The sequence below is a fragment of the Anatilimnocola floriformis genome (genome assembly GCF_024256385.1).
GTDB lineage: Bacteria > Planctomycetota > Planctomycetia > Pirellulales > Pirellulaceae > Anatilimnocola > Anatilimnocola floriformis.
Genome location: NZ_JAMLFW010000001.1, coordinates 3772303 through 3795007 on the forward strand (window position 1 = coordinate 3772303; position 22705 = coordinate 3795007).

At 55.1% G+C, this 22705-nt stretch carries 13 protein-coding genes and 1 pseudogene; 7 read left to right on the plus strand and 7 right to left on the minus strand.

Annotated features, from left to right (window positions below):
- Positions 1-17: 17 nt before the first annotated feature.
- Positions 18-2531 (minus strand): DUF1592 domain-containing protein, encoded by a 2514-nt coding sequence (locus M9Q49_RS14450; RefSeq protein ID WP_254509463.1) that lies wholly within the window; start codon positions 2529-2531, stop codon positions 18-20.
- 296 nt (positions 2532-2827) lie between these two features.
- Here M9Q49_RS14450 and M9Q49_RS14455 point away from each other — a divergent pair, with 296 nt between their 5' ends.
- The 3 genes from M9Q49_RS14455 (at position 2828) to M9Q49_RS14465 (ending at position 6742) form a co-directional block, all read left to right on the plus strand.
- Positions 2828-4354: a sulfatase-like hydrolase/transferase gene (locus tag M9Q49_RS14455; RefSeq protein ID WP_254509464.1), complete on the plus strand. Its 1527-nt coding sequence runs from the start codon at positions 2828-2830 to the stop codon at positions 4352-4354.
- Between the two features lie 98 nt (positions 4355-4452).
- Positions 4453-4704, plus strand: a complete 252-nt coding sequence (locus M9Q49_RS14460) for a hypothetical protein (RefSeq protein ID WP_254509465.1) — start codon at positions 4453-4455, stop codon at positions 4702-4704.
- 1075 nt (positions 4705-5779) lie between these two features.
- Positions 5780-6742 carry a fatty acid desaturase family protein gene (locus M9Q49_RS14465; RefSeq protein WP_254509466.1) on the plus strand — a complete coding sequence of 321 codons (963 nt, stop codon included), beginning with the start codon at positions 5780-5782 and terminating at the stop codon, positions 6740-6742.
- 157 nt (positions 6743-6899) lie between these two features.
- Here M9Q49_RS14465 and M9Q49_RS14470 read toward each other — a convergent pair whose 3' ends face one another.
- From M9Q49_RS14470 to M9Q49_RS14480, 3 genes are all read right to left on the minus strand, one after another.
- Positions 6900-7472 (minus strand): hypothetical protein, encoded by a 573-nt coding sequence (locus M9Q49_RS14470; RefSeq protein WP_254509467.1) that lies wholly within the window; start codon positions 7470-7472, stop codon positions 6900-6902.
- Positions 7473-8725: 1253 nt separating this feature from the next.
- Positions 8726-10279 carry a PAS domain-containing hybrid sensor histidine kinase/response regulator gene (locus M9Q49_RS14475; RefSeq protein ID WP_254509468.1) on the minus strand — a complete coding sequence of 518 codons (1554 nt, stop codon included), beginning with the start codon at positions 10277-10279 and terminating at the stop codon, positions 8726-8728.
- Positions 10280-11334: 1055 nt separating this feature from the next.
- On the minus strand, positions 11335-12750 hold the full coding sequence (locus M9Q49_RS14480; protein ID WP_254509469.1) for a right-handed parallel beta-helix repeat-containing protein: 1416 nt from the start codon (positions 12748-12750) through the stop codon (positions 11335-11337).
- Between the two features lie 1092 nt (positions 12751-13842).
- On the opposite strand from M9Q49_RS14480, the gene M9Q49_RS14485 reads away from it, so the two are divergent.
- Positions 13843-14793 (plus strand): YihY/virulence factor BrkB family protein, encoded by a 951-nt coding sequence (locus M9Q49_RS14485; protein WP_254509470.1) that lies wholly within the window; start codon positions 13843-13845, stop codon positions 14791-14793.
- Positions 14794-14888: 95 nt separating this feature from the next.
- Complete coding sequence (locus tag M9Q49_RS14490) at positions 14889-16241, plus strand: putative sensor domain DACNV-containing protein (protein WP_254509471.1); 1353 nt, start codon at positions 14889-14891, stop codon at positions 16239-16241.
- Positions 16242-16401: 160 nt separating this feature from the next.
- On the opposite strand, the gene M9Q49_RS14495 is transcribed toward M9Q49_RS14490, so the two are convergent.
- Positions 16402-16986 carry an FAD/NAD(P)-binding protein gene (locus M9Q49_RS14495; RefSeq protein WP_254509472.1) on the minus strand — a complete coding sequence of 195 codons (585 nt, stop codon included), beginning with the start codon at positions 16984-16986 and terminating at the stop codon, positions 16402-16404.
- An 88-nt stretch (positions 16987-17074) separates the two neighbouring features.
- Positions 17075-18271: pseudogene (gene katE / locus M9Q49_RS14500) on the minus strand (catalase); the annotation flags it as partial.
- A gap of 553 nt (positions 18272-18824) precedes the next feature.
- Between katE and M9Q49_RS14505 the strand changes: the two are divergent.
- Both M9Q49_RS14505 and M9Q49_RS14510 read left to right on the plus strand, forming a co-directional pair.
- On the plus strand, positions 18825-19145 hold the full coding sequence (locus M9Q49_RS14505) for a hypothetical protein (RefSeq protein ID WP_254509473.1): 321 nt from the start codon (positions 18825-18827) through the stop codon (positions 19143-19145).
- A 1069-nt stretch (positions 19146-20214) separates the two neighbouring features.
- Entirely contained in the window at positions 20215-21243 is a 1029-nt protein-coding gene (locus M9Q49_RS14510) for a hypothetical protein (RefSeq protein WP_254509474.1), read from the plus strand.
- Positions 21244-21641: 398 nt separating this feature from the next.
- Here M9Q49_RS14510 and M9Q49_RS14515 read toward each other — a convergent pair whose 3' ends face one another.
- The gene (locus M9Q49_RS14515; RefSeq protein WP_254509475.1) at positions 21642-21875 is read right to left on the minus strand and encodes a hypothetical protein; all 234 of its coding nucleotides are present in this window, start codon (positions 21873-21875) and stop codon (positions 21642-21644) included.
- Positions 21876-22705: the final 830 nt, after the last annotated feature.

The window sequence follows — 22705 nt, forward strand, 5'->3', positions numbered from 1 at the left end:
GAACTAAGAACCTCTTCTCAGCGTTTGCGAAGCAGGTCGGAAAGCGCCACGGCTCGGATTATGTCTTTGACGCGATAATCGTTCTTCTTAGCTTCGGCTTCAATAGACTTCAGATCATCCTGATCGTCCACTGTGAGCACTCGCCGCAGGGCGTAAGTAGACAAATGCTCGATAAACGCTCGCGCGATCGCGCCGCGATCTTGAAGCAACAGCTGTTTGAATTGTACTGAATCCTTGAAAGGCCGGCCGTCAGGCATCACGCCCGAGGCATCGATGGGTGGATCCTCGCCGGTCCCCTTCGCTACCTTCTCGCGTGTCCGCCATTGTCCGATGGCATCGTAGTTGTCCCAGGCGATGCCGAAATGGTCGATCTTCGCATGGCAGGCGGCGCAGCTCGCGTTGCTGCGGTGGGCTTCGATCTTTTGCCGGATGGTGGCCTTGGGGCTTTCCGGCGGATTCGGTTCGATCGCGCTGACGTTAGCTGGCGGTGGTGGCGGTGTCTTGGCAAAGATTGCTTCGCTGACCCATACTCCGCGATGCACGGGGCGATGACGGGTGCCGTCGGAAGTGAGTCCCAGAACCGCGCCCATCGTGAGCAAGCCGCCGCGATGATCCTCGGGCTTGAGCGCTACGCGTTGAAAGTCTCCCGACTTCGGTTCCGGCAGACCGTAGAAATCGCACAGTCGGGCGTTGGCCATCGTCCAATCGGAATCGACCAGACTGTCGATGGGCAAGTTCTGCGCAAACATCTCGCGGAAAAACTCCACCGGCTCGGCCCGCAGACTGGTTTCGAGCCAGGGATCATAGTTCGGATAGAGCTTCTTATCCGGTGGGAACATGCCCACGCGGTGCAGCTGCAGCCATTGCCGCGCGAAGTCGTCGATCAAGCGGCTGGTTTTGCTGTCGGCGAGCAGACGGTCCACTTCCTGCTTTAGATTTTCGCCGCTGAGCTTGCCACCTCGGGCCGCGGCAAACAGGGCATCGTCGGGCATCGAACTCCACAGGAAATACGATAGCCGCGTGGCGAGTTCCGAGTCGTTCAAACGTTCGCGAGGAACTGCGTCCCCTTCGACGATATAAATGAAGTGTCGTGAAGTGAGCACGCCCGCCATCGCTACGCGATAGGCAACGTCGGTCTTTTCTCCCGCTTCGCGTTCGGAGCGGTAAGCGTTTAGATATTCGGCCAGCTCTTCCCTTTTGACTGGTCGACGCCAGGCCCGTTCGGCAAAGCGTTGCAGATGCTCAGCGACCAATTCCGGTGTGGCGTCATCCGGCGGCACGAGACCGTTGCGGCGGGATTTTTCGGCGTCCGTTACCAGCGGCCCTTCCCATTCGATCCAATCGACGAGCACCGTCGAGAACAGACCGTTCCCCTTGTCGTCGAACATCTGCGGCGCGTTCGGATTCAGCAGCAGCGTTTCACTGCTGTGCGTGAACATATAGTTCGGACTGGTGAGCGAATTGCGGAAGGCTGCACCGGCTCGCCTGTCCACAACGTCCGCAGCGACGACGGCGAAGTGCAGCTGCGCTGGCATCTCGAGGAAAACTTCAAACTCATGAACCGCCGGTTTGTCTTCTGGAGCAGTGATGTCGAATTCGATGATCCCGGCGACGGTTTCCTCGCCTGTCTCCTTGCCGATGCTCAAGTGGGCCGGCTGACCGCCGAGCGGGCGAACGCCACTGGCCTGGATGCGGAATTTATACAGACCACTCTGTTCCGGACCGATTTTGCCGAACCAATTGGGCGAGAGTGCGTTCTCAACTCGACCAGGAAAAAGGAGATAACGCAACGGCCGTTTGATGCCGAAGCGGTCGAGCGTTTCTTGCTGAGCCTTACCACCGTTGTAGCGCAGCTCGGCAGCAGTTTTGCGAATTTTGCGAGCTTCGCTGGTGGTGGCGGGATAGGCGCGGTCGAGCACGATCTCGGCAGCACGGTAATAGCGATCGACGTGCGATGGTGAGAGCGATAGCTGCGAGCCGATGCGCTCGAATCCATGCCACAACGTATCTTCGTTCAACTCGCCCGGCTTGGCGGGATCGTAGCGCACGCCGAGAAGGTCGTAAACCGTGTTCTGATACTCTTTCCGGCTGAGCCGATAATGCGACACGGCGGAGCGGGCCGCCATCCGAGCCGCACGCCCCTCCTTGAGCCGCGAGTCGAGATTCGTCACAAAGGTCGCGATCTCATCCTGCATCGGCTTGGGTTCGCCCTTAGGCGGCATCTGGCCGGAGTTGATCCGATCGAGAACCTCTCCCCAGTGGTGCGTGTCTACACCCGACTTGAAGTCGCGCGAGAACTTGTCGATTCGTACGTCCCCCTCGCTCTTCTCGGCGCCATGGCAGCGGATGCAGTGCTTCGTCAAAAATCCCTCAATGGGATCGGCTCCCAGTCCAGCACTAACCCAACTCAAGCCGACGGCGATGGTCAGCGAGGCCAGGCGCAGGGGAGCGAAGCAGGGAAGAGTCAGGCCCTGCGAGTAGATCTGTGGCTGCGAGTGCATTTGTTCCTGCGAGTACGCAGTATCGTTCATTGGTTTTTCCTGTTGAAGCAGCTTCATTCTACTTAGAGCCCAGGCGGCGCACTGCTTTGTCGGCGGAATTACGGCCATTCGGCCTGGCTACGCGGAAGCCAGTCGAGAATGGTAAAGAAGCTGGGGAGGTATCGAAATGTGAGGGAGGGTTTCAATCGGGGTGGGCTCCTCATTATATCGCACCAACCTGCTTCCGATACAATCAGCCAACTCCCCTCACGGCAAAGATAACTGGCGGACTGCGTCTAGTGACTGGACAAGTTCGCCTCTGTGAATTCGCAGGAAAGCGATCCATTATGAAATTGCTCTTCGCGTGCCTGTTGCTGACGTTTTCCTGCGCCGCCAACTTGCCCGGCGCTGAGGCCAAGCGGCCCAATTTTCTGTTCATTCTGGTCGACGACCAATCGCCGTTCGATTTCAAGTTTTACAATCCGCGCTCGGAACTACGATCGCCGAATATCGATCGGCTGGCGGCGGAAGGAATCGTCTTCGACGGCGCCTATCACATGGGCTCGTTTATGGGGGCTGTCTGCACTCCGTCGCGGCACATGATGATGACAGGCCGCACGCTGTGGCACTTGCCGATCGGCCCAAAGCATCGGGAGCATTGTCCTCCCGACATCGAGCAGCAGAGCATTCCTGCCGTGTTCAATCGCGCCGGCTATGCCACGATGCGGACCTGCAAACAGGGAAATAGCTACGAAGCGGCCAACAAACTTTTCACCGTTCGGCATGACGCAGCCAAGCGCGGTGGCGATGACGAATCGGGAAGCGCCTGGCACGCCGAGCAAGTGCTGAACTACTTGAACGACCGCCAAAAGCAAAAGGACACCAAGCCGTTCTTTATCCACTTTGGCTTTTCACACCCGCACGATACCCGCGACGGCAAACCAGAGTTGCTGGCAGGGTACGGCGCGGTGAATCACACCGATAAAGCAACCATCCCCGCAGCCAATGCCAAACAACCCAAGCTTCCCGTCAATTGGCTGCCAGCCAAACCCTTTGCCGATGGTCACCCCGGCTTGCGCGACGAAACCACCGTCAGCGGCGTGTGGGAACGGCGCGATGAGCAGACGATTCGCAATGAACTGGGCCGAGAATTTGCCTGTGCCGAAAACATCGATATCCAAATCGGCCGCGTGCTCGCTAGGCTCCAAGAAATCGGCGAGCTCGACAACACTTACATCATCTATACCGCCGATCACGGCATCGCGATCGGCGGTCACGGCTTTCAGGGAAAGCAGAACTTGTATGAACACACCTGGCGAGTTCCCTTTGTCGTGAAAGGGCCTGGCATCAAACCAGGGACTCGCGCGCAGGGCAACATCTATCTGCTCGACTCGCTGGCCACGCTCTGCGATCTGGCGAGCATCCCCACGCCGGCCACAAATGACGGAATCAGCTTCCGACCGGTGCTCGAAGGAAAACAGTCCGTCGTGCGCGATGTCCTTTACGGCGTGTATGCCGGCGGCACGAAGCCCGGCATGCGCTCGGTGCGAAAGGGAGATTGGAAACTGATCGAGTACGACGTGCTTGATGGCAAGGTGCGCGAAACTCAACTCTTCAATCTCAAGCAAAACCCGGCAGAGTTACTGCAAGAGCACGCTGCCGCCGATGTCGTGTCGCGCACGGGCAATACGCCCACCGAACAGCAGATCAACCTGGCCAAGGACGACAAGTATCAGGACAAGCTCAAGGAAATGCGGGCCTTGTTGCTGGCCGAAATGCGGCGAAACCATGATCCCTATCGACTGTGGAATCAGCCTGATGACGGCTTGCAACCGCCGGTGGACGCAGGCACGAATAAGGGCAACAAGAATTAGAAATAAGCACTGACTGGCATCGTTGCTGAATTAATTGCAACCAGCTCACGTCACCGTCACAATGCGGCGAGTCTCTACCTCGTCTATTGAGCCCATCGATGCAAACTCAGCTGTTCGCGTTTGTCAGCCTTTCGTTAATCTGTTGCCACGGACCTGCCGCGCTCGCTCAGCAGCCAAAGCCGATCAAGGAACTCGCCAATATTCCGGTCGCTGGCGGAGTCGCCGGGCCGGCGTTCGTGATGTCGCCGGATGGCAAGTGGTTTGGCGTGGGAATCAGGGATCAGATAAACATTCAGAGCTTGCCCGAGGGTAGCCGCGGCATCGTGATCAAGATCGCAGGCACGCATTGAAGGGGCACGAGGCCCGTTAACGTTAAACGTGTTTCGCGAAAGCGCCACCAATCGATGACAAGACCGATGCCGAGCGCGCAGCGACGTTTCTTTCCCAGCTGCGGCGATTCCAGTAAGCGAAGCTGTCAATTAGTTACGAGAATAAGCCGAACTGCATACTGTTTGATGCGGCAGGTCGATTATGCATCTCGATAGAACGTGCACGCCTTTATGCGGCGCGCGTTTCCCAGCCGAGAATCGTCAGAATTTCGCCGCTAACGTAGCTGGAGTCAGCATTCGATGCAAAGAATATGAAGGCTGGTGCCACTTCCTCTGGTTGGACAGGACGTTTGAGCGGCGTGTCTGCGCCGTGTTCTGCAACCTTGGTTGGTGGTTTGGAAACGGTTGCAAGGGAGTCCAAATTGGACCCGGAGCAATTCAATTCACGCGTATTCGTCGCTCCGCGAGATTTTGCGCCAGCGATCTGGTAAATGCATGGAAGGCCCGACGGCAGAAAGTGTCGTCGGTAACATCTCTAGTAGAGCTAAGCGCGCCCGCGGTGGAACAGATCGCTAAGGTTTACCCGTAGATCCAAGCGATGGGGTCGGGGCAATGATCGATGTACATTGCCGCCGTTGATAGTCTTTTTCATATCTCTCCTCGTTTGCGTGATTTGCTATTGTCAAAGTAGACAGCAATCGTCGCGCCAGCGCAGTCAAAAGAGCGGTGCGTGACAGCCATTACTTAAGTTTGACGATTCATTTGTCTGGTTCTAACGAGATCAGCGCTGTTGTCTCGCCAACGGCGACGGTCTTGGGCTGAGCTGTGGGCCAAGAGGGAGATTGCGGACTTCCGTAGTCCTTTGACAAATTTACGCGCAGTAGCGGATTACTCGACAGACAGGTGGGGCCCGGTCCGCTAGAGTAAATGAATTGCCGTGCAAAAGCAGCGAATTGTCTTAGGGATCAGCGTTCGCGCATAGTTGCATTTTCGGCTCCACCGAAATTGCAGGACACAGCGGGCCAGCGTGGGATGTCGAGTTCGCGCAGTTCATTCCCAGGGACATTATTGATCGAGGTCTTCTTTGTTTCCACGCATGGCGGCAGACTATCGCCCACTTCTATGGTTAGCGATGGGGTTGGGGGTTCTGATTCTTGAATACACCTTCTCATGGTTCATATTCTTCCTCTTTCCACTCAATATTTACTTCGCCATTTGTGCGGGCATCATCGCGCACAATCACAATCACTGCCCCGTGTTTACGAACAAACGAATGAACGCTCTGCTGGGACATGCGCTGACGTTCTTCTACGGCTATCCGACTTTTGTTTGGGTGCCGACCCATAACCTCAACCATCATAAACATGTGAATCGCGCCGGCGACGCCAGCATCACTTGGCGTCATACCGAACAGCACAACCTATGGATAGCGTGGAGCTACTTCTTCGTTTCAACTTACTATCAAGCCGAACCGACAAAGATTTTCCTAGCAAAAGCCAAAGCGACGCACCCGCGGCTGTTTCGACGCATTTGGCGGCAGTACACCGTGTGGCTTAGTGTCTGGTTCAGCGTGTGGCTGACGGGAGTTCTGTTGCACGGGTTGCGGCGGGGAACCGTGCTGTGGGTTCTCGCTGTTGGATGGCCAGCGCTCGCATCGGTTTGGACGATCATGTTCTTCAACTATGAACAGCATGTGCATACGGATCCGTGGTCAGAGCACAATCACTCTCGCAACTTCGTCGGGCCAGTAATCAATTTCTTGCTGTTCAATAACGGTTATCACACCGTTCACCACGATCAACCTGCCTTGCACTGGAGTAAATTGCCGCTAGCACACGCCATTCTCGAAGCGAAGATCGACCCCGCTTTACAGCAGGCGAATGTTTTGCGATACCTGTTCAACAGCCTCGTTCTTGCGGCGATTTGGCCCGCCCAGGGCACAAAGCAAATCGGTCGCGCTGCGAGCGATCCACCTAACGGAATTGCGCTCGATCTTCACTCTGACGACGTAGAGTTGGGCGACGCCGGCACGAATGCGGCAATTTACCGTGCAGAGTAGATAAAGCGAGACGAAAAGAACAATTTCTTTATAGGGCGAAAGCGAGCGCTCGGTTCTGTTGAAAAGGATAAGCCGCCATCGGTCGAAAGATTAGCGCGTTGATCAGGCACAGTTAGCAAACCTCGCTGGCCGAAAGCCCTTTTCGAAATAACTCCTGTCAGGTTTTAGTCTTTTCAAGCTTGACCATGAGGTCCTCCAGGATCGCAATATGCTTTTGAGTGATAGCCACCCCCGCTTCAAGCAGTGGTCGAACGTCAGAGGTAGCGTGCGTCTTGAACACCTGAGCCTTATCCAGCAGCATGTAGTGTGTATTCAGCTGGTCGCCAATGAATCGCTTGTCTAATTGGAGTCCTTCTTTCCACTGAATCTTGAATTTGAACGAGCCGACGCACTGCTCGGCTACTTCGTGTAGGATTTCGATGAGTTGCGCGGCGCCAGGCATCAGCACGCCCCTAGCTTGCGAAAACTGTTCGCCAGCGCCTGGCCGAGCTGACTTGCCACCGCCGCTCCGATCTGACATTTCTGCATAAATAAAGCCACTCTTCTTCAACTGTTTGGCAATTTGTTCGTGCTCTTCAGTTTCAACTCTTGCAAAAGTGCGAGCTTCTTCGGACTTCAGAAGCTTGCTAACCAATTCACACTTCCGAATCTGCTTAAATGCATCAATCAACATGCACGCTGCGAGCGGCGCATCATTCGAAGCATTCGCATCACTGGTCTGTGGCTTCATTACTGCGGGCGGTGGCGCTCGCTGAGCCCGCGCTAGACTGGTCAAGGACGCCGATAGCGGGAGTCCAAACAACCCGAAGAAGAAAACCTGACGGCGAGACGAATTCATCTAAATGCTCCGAAAGAGTTTCACAGAATAGAAATTGTCGGTGCATCTTGAGGGCCAATAGCGGTGAGAAGCGGCGGAAAATTGAGCGAATTTCTAGATCGAAAGCATCGTAAGATAGCATTCGACCGATAAGGTGGGCTGAACCCTCACGCAATATGACCACGCTACGAATCGGCAGTCTGCATCGCTGCACCTTCGTGTTGCCAAGTTTGATGAAGCAGATCAGCTGCTCCGCCGCACATCAAAGTGATCTTGTGACTCGCAGAAAATGCACTGGATCAGATGGGGGCGGCGGGATCATTCGGGAATTCGGCCGCGATCCACTCGAGATTTCCGACCATCAGTACACTAGAGACGCTCTCTTGTTGTAGTTCGCTCACGTGATCCCACACGCCCGAGCAGCGTTCCTCAGCTCGTTTTGCGAGCTCGGCATCTCATTGTCGATTGTTGCAGCCTCTTAGGAGCCGGGCTTAGCACTTCGACACTTCGCAACCGTGGACGTTATGACAACGCTTGATTAGTCTGCGCTAATAGTCCATTGTTCTCGTTGAATCTGTGTGTCGGAGGAAATTCACGCAAGCATGCTTGTGCGACTTGCTTCGGACACATCAACGTTTGTGGGACCGAAGCATTCTTTCGCGATTGGATACCGGCCATAGCCATAAGTCTGTGACCTTGCCTTCATTGGGAAAAGTGCAGACCGGATGCTTAGTTAACGGTTTCGTTCGAAGCTTTACCCGTGACGTCGCGGCCCAGTACGAATCCTGACGACCGGAGCCGACGAGACAGTCTATGGCAGTGTCGTTGGACACGGTGCTGTCGACAGTCAAGCCGCGCAAGTCGGACGCGACCAAGCCGAGGGCCTGCGATCTGGATCTTCGGATAAGGCAACAACTGCTTTGTAGCAAGAACGCTCATAGTTTTAGTACTTGCCGGAGGAATTCGCCCCCTTGAGGGTTTCGAAATAGCGTTCTCCGGGAATCGCCTTCTCAATTTCCGCCTGCTTCAGAAGCCCGGCTTCGCCTCATTAGCATCGCGGAGCAAATGGAGTAGTTATTGCCAAAAACTCTCTTGTTGGCTCTTCCAAAAACTGCCGACCTCAAGAGCCCCGCTCCATCCACCTCGACAAGTCACTTAGTCGATCGTCACTTCACTGGCGACATGGCCGTGAACAGGCCGAGCAGAGTGTCGACGCTCAGGGGTTTGATGTAGTAGTGATTGAAGCCGGTCGCTCCCTGTCGCTGCTGATCGGCATCGCTCGGCGTAAAGCCTGTTAGGGCACAGATCATGACCTCCGCATAGTACGGCAACTCCCGAAGACGTTTGGCCACTTGGTAACCATCCATTTGTGGCAGGCCGATATCGAGCAACACCACATCATGCCGCGATGTCGCGGCCACCTCCAAGGCTGCAGCACCCGTGCGCGCAACATCCACTTCGTGACCGTGCAGCCGCAACAAAAGGCTGAGACTATCCGCGGCATCGACATTGTCTTCGACAACCAGCACGCGAAACGACTTTCCCATTCCATGCCCAAGTTCCAATCCGGTTTTGGTCTCCGGCGGTTTATGATTCTGGAGCAGCGGTAGTTTGACGGTGAATTCGCAGCCGGCGCCGAGCCCCGCGCTGTGCGCGTGCAGCCGGCCGTCATGCATCTCGACGAGGTTGCGCGCTAGGGCCAGGCCAATTCCCAGGCCGCCATACGCCCTGCCGAGCGAGCCGTCGACTTGCGTGAACAACTCGAAAATGTGCGGCAGCATTTCCATCGCGATCCCAACGCCGTTGTCACGGACACGAATTACTGCGTCTTCACCTTCTTGCACAACGGACAAGTGAATCAAGCCGCCAGTGTTTGTGTACTTGGCGGCGTTGTTGAGCAGATTGACGATGACCTGTTCCATGCGCGCGGGGTCGGCGTCGACCCAGATCGGAACAGTGGGCAGGGACACGGAGAACTCGTGTCTGCGAGCGTCGATAAAGGTCCGCGCACTTTCCGCGGCATGATTGACGACAACTCGCAGTTCGACCGGTTCCTTAGTCAACCCAAGTTTGCCCTTGGTGATGCGGCTGATATCGAGCAGATCGTCGACTAGCTTGACCATCACGCCGACCTGACGATCGATAATGTTGCCAGCTTGCTCGATGAGCGGATCGTTCGTCCGCATTTGCCGCAGGATGCTCAAAGCATTGCGAATCGGTGAGAGAGGACTTCGCAGTTCGTGCGAAAGCAGCGCCATGAACTCTTCCTTGCTGCGATTGGCGGCCGCTAGGCCGTCGGCCCGTTCGCGCTGCGACACCGTGGCATCACTTTCAGTCAGATCGTGCATCACTCGCGCGAACGACCGCGTGCGCTTATACTCGTCCAGCAATGGAGTGACGGTGGAATGGCACCAGAACTTGGTGCCATCCTTCCGCAGCTGCCAGCGATTGCTGACAGTGGTGCCTACCGACAAAGCCGTGTGCAGTTCAGACTCGGGCTGACCAGTCAGCACATCATCGGGAGTAAAGAATCTGGAAAAGTGCTGACCGATGATCTCCGGCGACTGATACCCGAAGAAGTGCTCGGCGCCAATGTTCCAGCAGAGGATTCGTCCGTCGACCCCAATGAGAATCAGTGCGTATTCGCGGGCATCGGTAGCTAACAGGTCGAATCGCTGATCGAGTTCCCGCAACGATAGGCACCCATTTTCCGGATTCATGACTACACCCCTCCTCATCCATAAATGACCACAGACAAATGCGTCTGCGGTACGGATGGCAGTTGGTTAGGTGGTCGTGGCCCAGCAGGGGCCGACAATCAGATACGAAAGAGGGCCATCCGGCCGACTTGCAGCGCGTGATTGTACCATTGCAGTGAAAAATGCAAGGTAAGTTTGTGTGGTGACGTGGTTAAAGATTAGTAGCCTAACCCCGCACCTTGTACGTAAAAACGCTACATCGTTTTCCCGCCAGGCATCTTCCACTGCAAATTTTTCAGTTGTAGCAACGGCCACGACATACAGACCATCGCGCGTCCTTTAGAATCGAAACATGCAACCCTGTACGCAAATCGCCGCTGATCGAGTTGAACCTCGCTCCGAATTTCTTATGGAGTCGAGTCAATAAACGACGCTAGTGGCGGAACCCCTCCAATCTCGCAGAGTGGATTGATTGACCCCGCGCTACTTATCACGTTACCGCTGAAATGGCAGCGCAAAACCAGCGAGCTGCTATACGAAACGCTGCCAGCGGAAGGTCGTTAACGGTTGCCCGCTTAACCCGCCACAATCGCCCCGGCGACTCTGAACGGAGTCTCTCGCCTCCAGCCTTGTGGCGGGTTGTTTTTGAGCAATTGTTGTGTGGAAGTTCCGGCAGGGGTTTCACGTGCAAGAGCCCTGGGCTTTCGAAAAATTGTGCGGGATTTTTCACGACCGAATTTCGGGCTTCGCCTGCAGGTAGGTGGGGTAGTCGATTGGCAAACGGTTGCGATTGGCGAACTACCTGCAATTTCGTTCATTTAATAAACTAAAGTGTAAGCAAGAATCGAATTGGTGAGGTCAATCGACTGGCGGAACTCCTACTTCAGGAGCGCACTGCTGGCAAGGTGGCGGGTCAGGCATCCGCCTTCTCACATTGCTGAGTAAAGCGGCGAGTGCTTCTCCGTCGCGAAAAACTATTGCAGTGTTTTCAAAAATTGCGGGCGGGGCGGCGGGCTCCAAACCGAGCACTCGCCATCCCCTCCCGCAATTAGATCTTCCAGCTTGGAGTCGTAAATCTAGGCGAAGAAACGAATGAGCCCCGGACGGTTTTGCGTACGGCCGGTGTTGTTGGTGTAAGTGTTGGCCGTCAAGAGCGGATTCAACACACCCACCGAATTGTCGTGATAGTCATGCTCGCCGTTGAACAAGGCCGAGTTATTTCGAATCGTATTGCCAGTCGAGGCCAGATCAGCGAAGAAGCCGTCCGCATCGTTGTAGTACGAAACATTCGATTCGACGATGTTGTTAATCGCGCCTTCCAATGTTATGCCGGAGCCAAAGCCATCGTTCGACGTACCAAAGCCGTTGTACTGAACCACGTTGGCACGCACGATGTTGTTCAACGCGCCTTCGCGGAGACGAATGCCACCGTCGCCAAAGTTCTGCACTACGTTGCCTTGGATCAAAAGGTTTGTGTTGTTAGTGGTCACTGGATACGAATCGGGACGGTAGATCACGTTGATGCCCGTGAATGCGCCGTTCACCAGGTTGTTGCTCAGGATCTGCACATTGCTGTTGCCGCCCACCAGCGCGATGCCAGTGCCATTATTGTAGATGTTTCGCATCACATTGCCGACAATCGACGAGTTCTGCAAATTGGCTAGAATGATCGCCGAATCTGCTTCGTTCGTCACATCGCTGCCAATCAAGTTTGAACTGACCGTTACTTGAGAGTTGAAGAGTGCCGAGTTTGAGCGAATGAGCAGAATGGAGGCATTGAGATGCCCCGTAATTCGATTACCCGTAATGTACGTGTTCGCAACACCCGCGTCCGAGTAGATCGCATTGCCCGAAGCCGCGCCCGGAGCGTTATTGTTCCGCAGGGTGTTGCTGTTGATGAAAGTGGCCTTATCGGCAGTCGTGTTGGTTCCGCCAACCTCCGTCGTGAGCGAGATGCCGATGGTATTGCCGACGATCACGTTCGAAATGACTTTGTTGCTGTTCCCCGATGCTAGGACGATGCCCTGAGTGTTCGGTCCGTTATCACGATTGGCAATTGTGAAACCTTGAATCGTGACACCGCTGGCCGCGACCGTGAAACCGCCACCAACCGTTGGATCGACGATCGCGGCATAGGTGGGATTCAGGGACAGGTCGTTAGGGTTTGGGTTAGCGCCAACGTACGGTATTGCTGGAATGCCTGGTCCAAGGATCGTCAGCTTCTTCGTCACGCTCACCGATTCGTTATAGGTGCCAGCCCTCACAAGGATGAAGTCGTTCGCCGGAGCAGCGGCGTTGACCGCGGCTTGAATGGTTGTGTATTGGCCGGCCGCAGGATTATTCGCCGCGAAGCTGTCATCTACCGTGAAGACAGCAAGCAGGCGCCGCTCTTCGAGCGCATCGACCTGCGGGCGGTAACTTTTGCGGCGGCGTGGCAGCTTGGCGCTTGGGGTTACAAAGAGGCGCTTGACGATCGACAGAGGACTTGACATCGAAATTCCTTGGATCAAACACAGAGGGAGAAAGTGGGAGGGGACGGACGCGGAGTTTGGCCTTGAACTCGTTCAAGCAGGAACGAGATCCCTGAGCGGCTCAGAGGAACACACAGAATGGCCCAGGATGGACAATTGCCTGCGGGGAGCTATCAGCTGTTGAAAAACTGATGTCGCGAATCCGGCTGCATTAAGCGCGCCGACGATTTCGATTGGGTTAGGGAACGCAAGGTAAAGATCCGCTAATCCGGTCAATCAGTGGGAATGTGATCTCGCGAGAGACCATTAGCGCTCCGTGCGTGCCTAGCGCACGACTGCGAACTTCTGATCGGCATTCGATCAAGCTGGTCGATCGCGTTCCCGAATTGAGTGCACTTCGATTAAGATCTTGCCGGCGACTGTGTAGCAAGTGCCTGACACGTCGTAGCGTTTCTCGTGACCTGGAACTGCGCGTGCTCGTGAGTCACATTGCCAAACCTGCCGATCGGCACCGGCAAGCGATTAGAGTTCCCAGCAAGTTCCTAGATCCAGAGGACTTCAAAATTCCAAGCCCCATGATCGCAAGCAGCTGTCGCACCCTAACAGCTGGATGACCTGACGTGAACCTGCGCGGTCTAAGATATGATTCCAGGGTACACGAAATGATTTCAAAATTCTGCAATCGAGTATTAGCGTCGCTAAACGGATGCGAACTTCGGAACGGCAAAGTTCCAGCAGATTCACCCCTGAATACGACCGATTACTGCGACGGCTGCTCGCTAATTTGATCGCTACGACAGTCGCGGCATAACCGTTGCATCCATTGTTCCGCCTCACGCACTTTGAGCGTTTCAGTTGCATGCGTTGATCGGACTCAGCGTGTAGCCACAAATCTACCCAGAGCTGAACCGGTTGGATTTATCTCGTGATCCAGCGGTTTCTCACGAACGATGCCACAAATGTAGCGATGCAAATTAGAGCTGATAGCTACTTCAGAGTGTCCGCAACCCCAAAAGCGGTCGTCAAGATGAAATGGATTTCGACCTACTACTGCTGATCGTCGTCGTGTCAACCACGAGCTCTGCTGACCTTCCGATACTCGATTCACAGACTATGAAGCACTTTGTCGTGATGGGTTTGTTGCTCCAGGAGGCAGCCCGTGGATGGGTAGAGCATCGAGCTCAGAGATTGGGAGCATCTTTGGCTTTCTACACCACTCTGGCCCTTGCGCCACTGTCGCTGATTACGATTGCAGTTGCGGGGTATTTCTACGGCGAAGAAGCGGCTCGGGGCGGGATCGTGCACCAGATCGAGCATTTGGTTGGCAAGGATGGCGCGATTGCGATCGAGGCCCTGATTCGGAGAGCGAGCGAGCCTCACCAGAGCCGCCTGGCCACGGTGATCAGTATCGGACTGCTATTGATCGGGGCCACCAGTGTATTTGCCGAACTAAAAGATTCGCTCGATACCATTTGGGAAGTAAAGCGCAAACCTGGCCTGGGCATTTGGCTGATTGTGAAGACTCAGTTGTTGGCCTTTGCAGTCGTTGTGGGGACTGGCTTCTTGCTGCTGGTCTCGTTGCTCCTAACCGCGACTTTGACAGCCTTAACCAATTGGCTGGCCCAATGGCTGCCTGTGCCAGTCTGGATGGCATACATCCTGGATCTGCCGGTCTCATTTTTGGTAATCACTTTTCTGTTCGCATTGATTTTCAAATTGCTGCCTGATGTGACAGTCGGCTGGCAAGACGTGTGGATCGGCGCGATCTTCACCGCGATCCTGTTTATGATCGGAAAGTCGCTAATTGGCATGTACATTGGCAGCGCGAGTGTTGGTTCAGTTTATGGGGCGGCGGGATCGTTCGTTGTCGTGCTGGTGTGGACCTACTACTCTTCTCAAATCCTCTTCTTCGGCGCGGAGCTAATTCGGGCGTATGCCAGACGCTTCGATGTCCAAGCGATCGTTCCTACCGAATTGGCCGTGCCGATCTCCGCCCCAGAGCTTTCGAAGCAAGGGATTTCCCGCAACGCTCCGGCTGCATTGGAAAATCAAGCTTTGGCTTAGAGGCATTTTATTGACAACATGCTCTGAGTTAGAGGACGCATTCAAGTTAACCCTTTCTCGCTGTACTTCTCATTGAGGAATTTTAGGATTCAACTATGGCCAGCAAGGAAAGTGAGCTTCCAGGATGCGGCCGTAACTCCGGCAGTTGCTCTTATCCACATGAACTTGCGCAATTCGTGCGAGACCGATGGGACAGCGCTACTGCATCGATAAGTGACGGTAGTTTGTTGCCCGACACCGCCATACTGGAGAATTTCTTTTCAGGCTGTTACCACGCCAGCATGTTGCGCGAAGAGGAACGTCCAGTCACGTTCCGTGCCATCCTTGCGTCACCAACATTATTTTTCGCAGATGACCAGCCGCCAGAAGGCCTATTGCGGCTCGACTTTTCCCGCTCCTATCGCTTTCATCCAAGTGAGTTGAGGCGTCTCTCCGTAGCTGCCGACTCCCACCGCACACTGATCGGCGTGCAACCAGACAAATCCGAAGGGGGCGGATTGCGCATTTGGGGGTTGATCAATTCGGGGACCCGTTGGCTACGCGACGTGGAGGGCGGCAGACTCGCCGGGCCATCATTGCCACCTGTGCCAGTGGTTCGCGTTGAGGCGCCGGGTAGCATCGAGGTTTACAAGGTCCACGAGCTAGTAGGCAAACTCCTTGGAGGAAAACTTTCAGGAGCGCGACGCGATCTGTTCGACTCAGCTTGGCTACCGGTCCAGTTTGTTCAATTCCGCGAGAGACTTCTCGAGCAACACGAGGTAGCGAGGAAATGCGCGCGGGCTGCCGGAAGTGAATGGGCGCCGCTTCAGCCCTCTCTTCCTCGCCAGATTTCGGAACGCATGATGAAGCGCGTAATCTCGATGCTGCGTGAAGCTCGTCACGGCGGTACGATCGTCTTTGTCCCCACGGAGAAAGCAAACGATCTTGCGATTCCAGACTCGTACGTTGACGTAAAGTATAGCTTTGCGAACGGTCCAGGCCGACTGTCGTTTCCTGATCTGATTGTCACAATCTTGAATCGACTTGCGCAAGTACAAGGGTCCTCAGATCAGAACCCGCATGAACCTGTCGGATGGCAACACTTTGAAGCTACTACCGACACCAAGCTGGCATTGCTGGATGAAGCGCTCTTCGAAACGGCTCATCTGATCGCCAACATGGCAGCCGCCGACGGTGCGGTGGTTCTGACGAAGCAGCATGAACTCCTGGGTTTCGGCGGCATGATTTCTGGAAAACTTCCATCCGTTAAGACTGTGGTGAAAGCGCTCGACCTTGAGGGGGAGATAGTGGTCGAAGAGGAAATCGGGAACGTGGGCGCTCGTCACCTGTCGGCGTATCGGCTTACTAGCGGTATGCCTGGTGCTGTAGCGATGGTAATTTCCCAGGATGGCGGCGTCCGATTCGTATGTCAAAAGCAAGGACGCGTTACTTACTGGGAGCAAGAGTGAAGCGAATTAGCCCGGCAGTCAGGCGTAGTCACACTTGGCAATCGCTTCGGTCACATCGAGGTCGATGTGACCGAAGCGGCTGATTGTCTTCTCGCGAGCTACGGTCGGCTCCCCGCGATGTACACCAAGACTCCGTACCAATGGCAGAGACTTCCGCCGATTACGGCGACGTGCCAGATGGCGGATATGGCGAATCGAAATAGCCGGGATGTTCACCTTCGTGGCTGCGAAGCCAAACATGGCCCGTACACAAAATCACACAGTCAAATTTTCGTTCTTCGCGATCCAGAATGTGAAGAATTACGCCTAGAGCGTGCGGAGAATCCTCGACGTCGATCACCCGAGTGTTAAGGTGGCAGCTTACCGACATACCTCTTTCGTTAGCACGTGCGAATAAGCAATCAAACTGGGCCTGAAGATATTTGCCAAATAGGAGGCGAGGGACCACCTTGAATTCACTTAGCCGATCCGGGTCAACGCCATGCATTCGTAATGTATCGCCCGACAGGGTGCGTAACCAATCGAGCAGCGAAGTCGGCAGTGACGGCAACTCGTTGCCTGAAACATTAGTGACGTGTTCATTGTTGGCACCCGCACGGCTGTAAGGCATTCCTGCGCCGATCTGATCGCCCGCCTCAAAAATCTCGAATTCATATCGCGACGACGCATCCTGAATCGCGGCTTGCAGTAAAAACAATGCACTCGGCCCGCCGCCCACGATTGCAACTCGAAAGTTTTTATCCATCACGGTCCCAAAATACTCATTCGACGTAGCGACTGCAGCAGGCCTGACGATTCGCTTACTTTCGCTGCCAGAATCGCAGCTGCCTGCAGCGGGTTGCCATGTGTCCATCTTGCTGAAAGTTCCGCACGGGAACCTTCGGCGCGTTGATCGGAATATGCGTAAAGTTGGGCCCGCCGAGCCGTTTAACCTGCGTATCGAGATAGGAAAAGTTTCGCCCCTGAAGTAGTGGGTCATCACTGAAATCGATTCCGGGAACCAAGTTCTGCGTGCAGAACGCGACTTGCTCTGTCTCGGCGAAGAAGTTGTCGACGACGCGGTCGAGCACCAGTCGTCCGACGATTTTAACGGGAACATCTTCTTCAGGGATTAGCTTCGTTGGGTCGAGAACATCGAACTGAAATTTGTCGGCAAATGCGTCGTCAAACAGTTGCACGCCGAGTTCCCATTCGGCTGTTTGCCCTATCTGGATGGCATCCCAGAGATCACGGCGGTGGAAGTCGGGATCGGCACCATTGATCTTTACGGCTTCGTTCCACACTACCGACTGTAGGCCCAACTTCGGCTTCCAATGAAACTTGACGAACGTGCTCTTGCCGTCGGCGGTTACGAGCCGGAAGGTGTGAACGCCAAAACCCTCCATAAACCGGAACGAACGCGGCAGGCCCCGGTCGGACATCACCCACATAACCATGTGCATTGATTCGGGCGTCAGAGTGATAAAGTCCCACGCGTTATCGTGGGCCGTCGCCGCTTGAGGAAAACCACGATCCGGCTCCTCCTTGAACGCGTGGACCATGTCCGGAAACTTGATCGGGTCCTGAATGAAGAAGACCGGCATGTTGTTGCCGACGAGATCCCAGTTACCCTCTTTCGTGTAGAACTTAGTGGCGAACCCCCGTACATCGCGGGCCAAGTCAGCAGAACCTTTGCTGCCGGCGACCGTGGAGAACCGGACGAACACCGGCGTTTTCTCACCGCTGGCAAAAACAGACGCTCGACTGTACCGAGCCAACGCCCCATTACTTTCGAAGTGACCATGCACGCCGAAGCCGCGGGCGTGGACCGCCCGCTCGGGAATCCGCTCGTGATCGAAGTGAAACATCTTCTCACGGAAGTGGAAGTCTTCCATGAGCGCAGGACCGCGCGCGTTCACCCGCAGCGTGTTCTGGTCATCGGCGACCGGCACACCTTGTTGAGTTGTCAGTACTGATGTATCACCGTTTGTCTGGTGCGTCTCGCCGGCATCGCCGGCAGTGGTCTTAATCGGACCTGGTTTGAGATCGATCTGATGGCCGGTCGGTTGAGCGTCGACATTTACTGCAGTCAGTCCTGCGCCCAGCGCGCCAGCGGCGGCAATGAATTGACGGCGGGAGGGTTCAAGCGGTGGTCGATTTGCCATGGAATTTTCCTTAACGTGAATGCCCCAATGCGAAGGGGGCGCGTGGTATAGGCAATGCCTGTGCCGCCGCGGTTGGCTCGCCGTTGGATTGCGACCGGATCGTAAAAGCACCTGCTGAAGGCCCAGCGAGTCACCGGTACGTCTGGGGATCGCTTCGGCCCAAAGTGTAGCTATGCGCGATAAACACTCAGTTAGAGCGATGTGCGATCAGAAAAAAGGCCGCAAACATTGGATGGGAGCTTATTACTCTGATGCTCTCAAGTGATGTCCGACTTCTGTGGATACACCACCGCAAGCCTAACTGCGACTATTTATTGGTTGGATCTGCCGCTTTGATGCCTGATTCGCTGGTACGTCGTGCGGCTTCCGCATCTCTCTTCGCTTCTTCCAGCCTAAAACATACTCCGTACACGTCCGCGGAGTGCCAGAAGAACTGAGAATGAACAGCGCCGTCTATCGTCGCGAGCACGCTGTTTTCAGCGTCCAGCAATTCATACCGAGGCGGGAACTGCTTCGTTTGCTTCCAAGTAGGGCTGCTCATTTCAAAAGCTCAGTACTTTTGCGTCGTGACTTTAACTTCAGTTACCCACGTAGCCGCGTGCTGTTCAAGAATCTTTTGGAGCGCATCCATCGTCAGTTTTGCCGTTGGCAATTCGATCAGGCGAAACAAATCGACGATATGGCTCGGCAGTGGGCTGAATATTCAGCGGTTACGGTGCCGTCCAAACAGGTAAACTTGAATGGCGTTGGCATGCGTTGAATTTACGATAATTGTTGCGACAGTTCACTGCGGCGACTGATTATCTCTTGCGGGATTTGATTCCTTCAGCACGGTCATCGCCACGATTGCCCCGCACTCGCACTTCAGAACATAACTGACGCCAGCTCTCGCCTGAAATGTGTTGGGCTCAATCACCGTGACGTTTCGCGACGCGCAAAGTGGGCAGGCGCGAATGAAGTTCGCTGTCATTTGGCGGAGTGTCGGTCAAGATGCTCGGCAAGCATGCAAGAAATGCCCCAACGCCTGCCGGAATGGAGGGCTGGTGTTTCGATAGCAGAATCAGTGCCAAGCCTAACTGTTTCGCCGATCGGGGTGGGTAAGGGACTCAAGGGGAAATACCGCAGGACGAAGCCCAATGCCCGCTGGTGCGCATTGAGTTGATCGACACCATCAGTCGGAAGGCCATCGCTGTCATGGCCGAATGGAGGCGGCCAATTTATTCCAACTCGTAATCCCGACTCAAGCTCGGCAAGTCAAAGGGAGCACATCAGCTTAACCACGCCATGAATTTCAACGCGCCGTGACGAGGCAGGTTTCGCTGGCGAGGACTGGGTGGAGTTTTTCACATCGACGGTTCATTGAACCGCGGATTGCCAAGGGGCGCAGTTGATTCGCACACGCTATACTCGGGGGTATGAATCCGCCCAACGTAATGTGCCCGAATTGCAAGTCGGAAGAAGTTCGTATCCATTCCGATGCCGAAAGATCGTTCGCTTCGGTACTGCGTGGGCCGGTGCGTACCATGTGGGGCGATATTCACGATCAGCCCAGATCAACAAGGTTCCGGCCGCCTTGTGCGTGCTCCACCCCGCCCCCGCGAACTAATCCACCGCGTAATGCCTCAACCCCCAGGCCTAATCTTCCGGTCAATTTGCTCCACGGGCCGGAAGAACCGCTCCGAAGTTATGCCGACCCAGCGGTAACACTCAATCGGTACACGTAAAACACATTTCGTTGACGTGAGCGATCGTGCTTGCCGAGCCGCTGCCAGCAGCTAGATTACGGCTTCACTCGGGCTGCGTTGTTTCCTCTCCAGGTGAGTCCATCCATGGTTCGGCAATTTCTCTCGTTGTTGTGCATGTCAATGATCGCCTGTTCTGCTGAGCCCGAATTAATGGGTGCGGAAAGTGAGTGGCTTGCCAAGCATGTACCTCCGGCGTTTAACGGTGGCACGCCGTTCACTCTCAAAGCGGTGAATGTCAGCCGCAACCACGTCGACCAGGAGATTATCCAGGCGAATTACGAACGAACACCAGAGATCATCCGCACCTTGGCCAAGGAAATCAAGTTGGTAATTCTGCCGGTTGGCGGCGGCCACTTTGAAGCAGGGGCGAATGCGGGGATAGCGGCGTCGCCTGCACAGAGTGGCACGATCAACGGGATCACCGATTCGCTTCTCGACTATCGCGGCAAGATCCCCGGGGGTGCCCGCGCATATGTCGAAATGACGGTCGCGAATGCCGTCAAGGCACAGCCGCCTGTTCGCATTTCGAACATCTTCTGGATCGGGTCTGCCGCGGAGTTGCAGGCGGCTCAAAAGAAGGAACTGGTCGATCCCCGTAACTCCGAATTGCGAGCGGTAGTTACCAAGACAGTCGCCGAGAATGCCAACGTAGCCGCTGGAACGCCTGTGCGTTTCTCAGGTGGTACTCACTGGTTCAAGGGGACGGTCGCTGAGAAGAGCAATGAGGGTGAGCCACTGAAGTTGATCGTCTACTTCGCTAGGCCCGGTGGACTATATCTACCTTGGTATGTGACGGCGGATCGCAGCGACGTGAAAGTCGAAAATGCGGCGCTTGATGCGGCGAAAACTGACGCAACTTGGTTTGCTGATCATCTTCGGGAGGTAAAAGGCAGGATAGGACAAGGAAACGCTCCCCATACCCTCAAATCAGCCGGGGAGAAAGTTTCGAAAGGGGATCGCGTCGTCTGGTTTGGCTTTCATGGCTTGATGGGAGGTGAGGCACTCGAAGACCCTCAGAACGGCAAGGTGAAAGTTCGCGATACTCGCTTCATGCAGGAGGCGGAACTCGAGACCAAGCAGCTTTTTGTTGATCCAGAACCTTCGCCCAAGTAGATTCCAATTGATACGACCTAAGGAGGGTGAGAGAATCCATTCAAGGTCACCGCGCATTTGTGGCGGAGCACAAGCGTAGAATCTTGCCGGGTTAGAATCGTCTAGCCGTACACTAATTTCGCCTTCGCCGGCTAGGTCCAATTAATCCAGCATTTCCTGCAGGCGATTCTTCGTCGCGATCAACGTACCAAGATATTTTTAAGTTGCCCTCGCCGGCTACGGCTACGTCGGCGATCCGCCAGCCTTTTTGTAGGCCTGCCTGTAGCGCGCGCTCAAGCTTGTCGCGGCTGACTTCTTCAAATTCGCTTCGTGAAAACATGCCCGAATAATGGCAGGTAAAGCGATATTCGACTATCGGGAAAAACGCTACAAACCCACCACAAGGCTGACAGCAGGTTTTAATCTGGCAGTCCCTTCACAACGGCAATCTTCGCTCGCAGCAGTGTCGACTCTTCGCCGGATGCCGGTGGCGCACCATGGAGCAACTGGCTGGTTTTACGGGTCCACTGGTAATAGTGCCCTTCGCCGGTAATCACGGCGATTTGGCGGCCCATGGTGGTGTCGAACAGCTCCAGGCCAGATTTACCTGCTGCGCGCCACACGAATCGCTTGGCATTGATTGCTTCGTTCATCTCTCGACTCCCGCAAAAGAATTCGGGCGAGGGGCCAATGGCGGTTAGCGGCCCGCAGCGAATAAGTTGTGTAGGAACAGCATGATGTATTCAGTGCTATGCTGTCTGTCGCTGAAAACGCTACCCTGAAATTTTCTGATACTAAAAAACGCTAAACGAACGGGGCAACATCCTCTAGGGGCCTGTGCGAGCGCAGTGACCAACGATGTACCCGATTGCTTATTGGCAGTCCAGGTGTAGCGATTCATTCGATGCGGCGCAGGCAGCGAGATTATTTTGGTGGCCCCATTACGTGGATCTGAGCTGGGAACGTGGAATCAGGGGGAAGTCGTGTTACTCACGTCGCGAGGCTCTTCTTCGCCAACAATTTCCCATGCCCCAGGCCTCACCTACCGGTCGATCTGCTCCAGGGGCCAGAAGAACCTCGACTCCCACTCACCGCCAGCGCGGTAATACGAGTGGTAGTCTCTTAAAGTAATGTTCGGCAACTCCGGGTGGGCGACTCGTTGAGTCTTGTTGTGGCCATTCGTTAGGTAAGCCATTTACCACTTGGTTCTTAGCCTGCTGAAGCGTACTGCAGACACCTTCAGCCGAGGGTACGCCGTGAATGAGCCAACTGGTACTTCGCTGCCAGCACCATTCCGGGCTGACAAAGGCAATCACAGCCACACTACGATTCACCATTTTCGCGTCGATCAATTCGATTCGGTCGGGCAGGCCAGACGGTTTGATCCAATGATATCGCTGCATTTCTCACTCCGTGAAAACGACCACCGTCGGTGCGGGATATTGCCAATTCTCACCAATCCTCGTCTCGAGAGCTGGGTCAG

Excerpts from the sequence above, each read along its gene's own strand:
- M9Q49_RS14450 (WP_254509463.1), bottom strand. The coding sequence starts at position 2,531 with ATGAACGATACTGCGTACTCGCAGGAACAAATGCACTCGCAGCCACAG.
- M9Q49_RS14455 (WP_254509464.1), top strand. The coding sequence starts at position 2,828 with ATGAAATTGCTCTTCGCGTGCCTGTTGCTGACGTTTTCCTGCGCCGCC.
- M9Q49_RS14460 (WP_254509465.1), top strand. The coding sequence starts at position 4,453 with ATGCAAACTCAGCTGTTCGCGTTTGTCAGCCTTTCGTTAATCTGTTGC.
- M9Q49_RS14465 (WP_254509466.1), top strand. The coding sequence starts at position 5,780 with ATGGCGGCAGACTATCGCCCACTTCTATGGTTAGCGATGGGGTTGGGG.
- M9Q49_RS14470 (WP_254509467.1), bottom strand. The coding sequence starts at position 7,472 with ATGAAGCCACAGACCAGTGATGCGAATGCTTCGAATGATGCGCCGCTC.
- M9Q49_RS14475 (WP_254509468.1), bottom strand. The coding sequence starts at position 10,279 with ATGAATCCGGAAAATGGGTGCCTATCGTTGCGGGAACTCGATCAGCGA.
- M9Q49_RS14480 (WP_254509469.1), bottom strand. The coding sequence starts at position 12,750 with ATGTCAAGTCCTCTGTCGATCGTCAAGCGCCTCTTTGTAACCCCAAGC.
- M9Q49_RS14485 (WP_254509470.1), top strand. The coding sequence starts at position 13,843 with ATGAAGCACTTTGTCGTGATGGGTTTGTTGCTCCAGGAGGCAGCCCGT.
- M9Q49_RS14490 (WP_254509471.1), top strand. The coding sequence starts at position 14,889 with ATGGCCAGCAAGGAAAGTGAGCTTCCAGGATGCGGCCGTAACTCCGGC.
- M9Q49_RS14495 (WP_254509472.1), bottom strand. The coding sequence starts at position 16,986 with ATGGATAAAAACTTTCGAGTTGCAATCGTGGGCGGCGGGCCGAGTGCA.
- M9Q49_RS14505 (WP_254509473.1), top strand. The coding sequence starts at position 18,825 with ATGAACAGCGCCGTCTATCGTCGCGAGCACGCTGTTTTCAGCGTCCAG.
- M9Q49_RS14510 (WP_254509474.1), top strand. The coding sequence starts at position 20,215 with ATGGTTCGGCAATTTCTCTCGTTGTTGTGCATGTCAATGATCGCCTGT.
- M9Q49_RS14515 (WP_254509475.1), bottom strand. The coding sequence starts at position 21,875 with ATGAACGAAGCAATCAATGCCAAGCGATTCGTGTGGCGCGCAGCAGGT.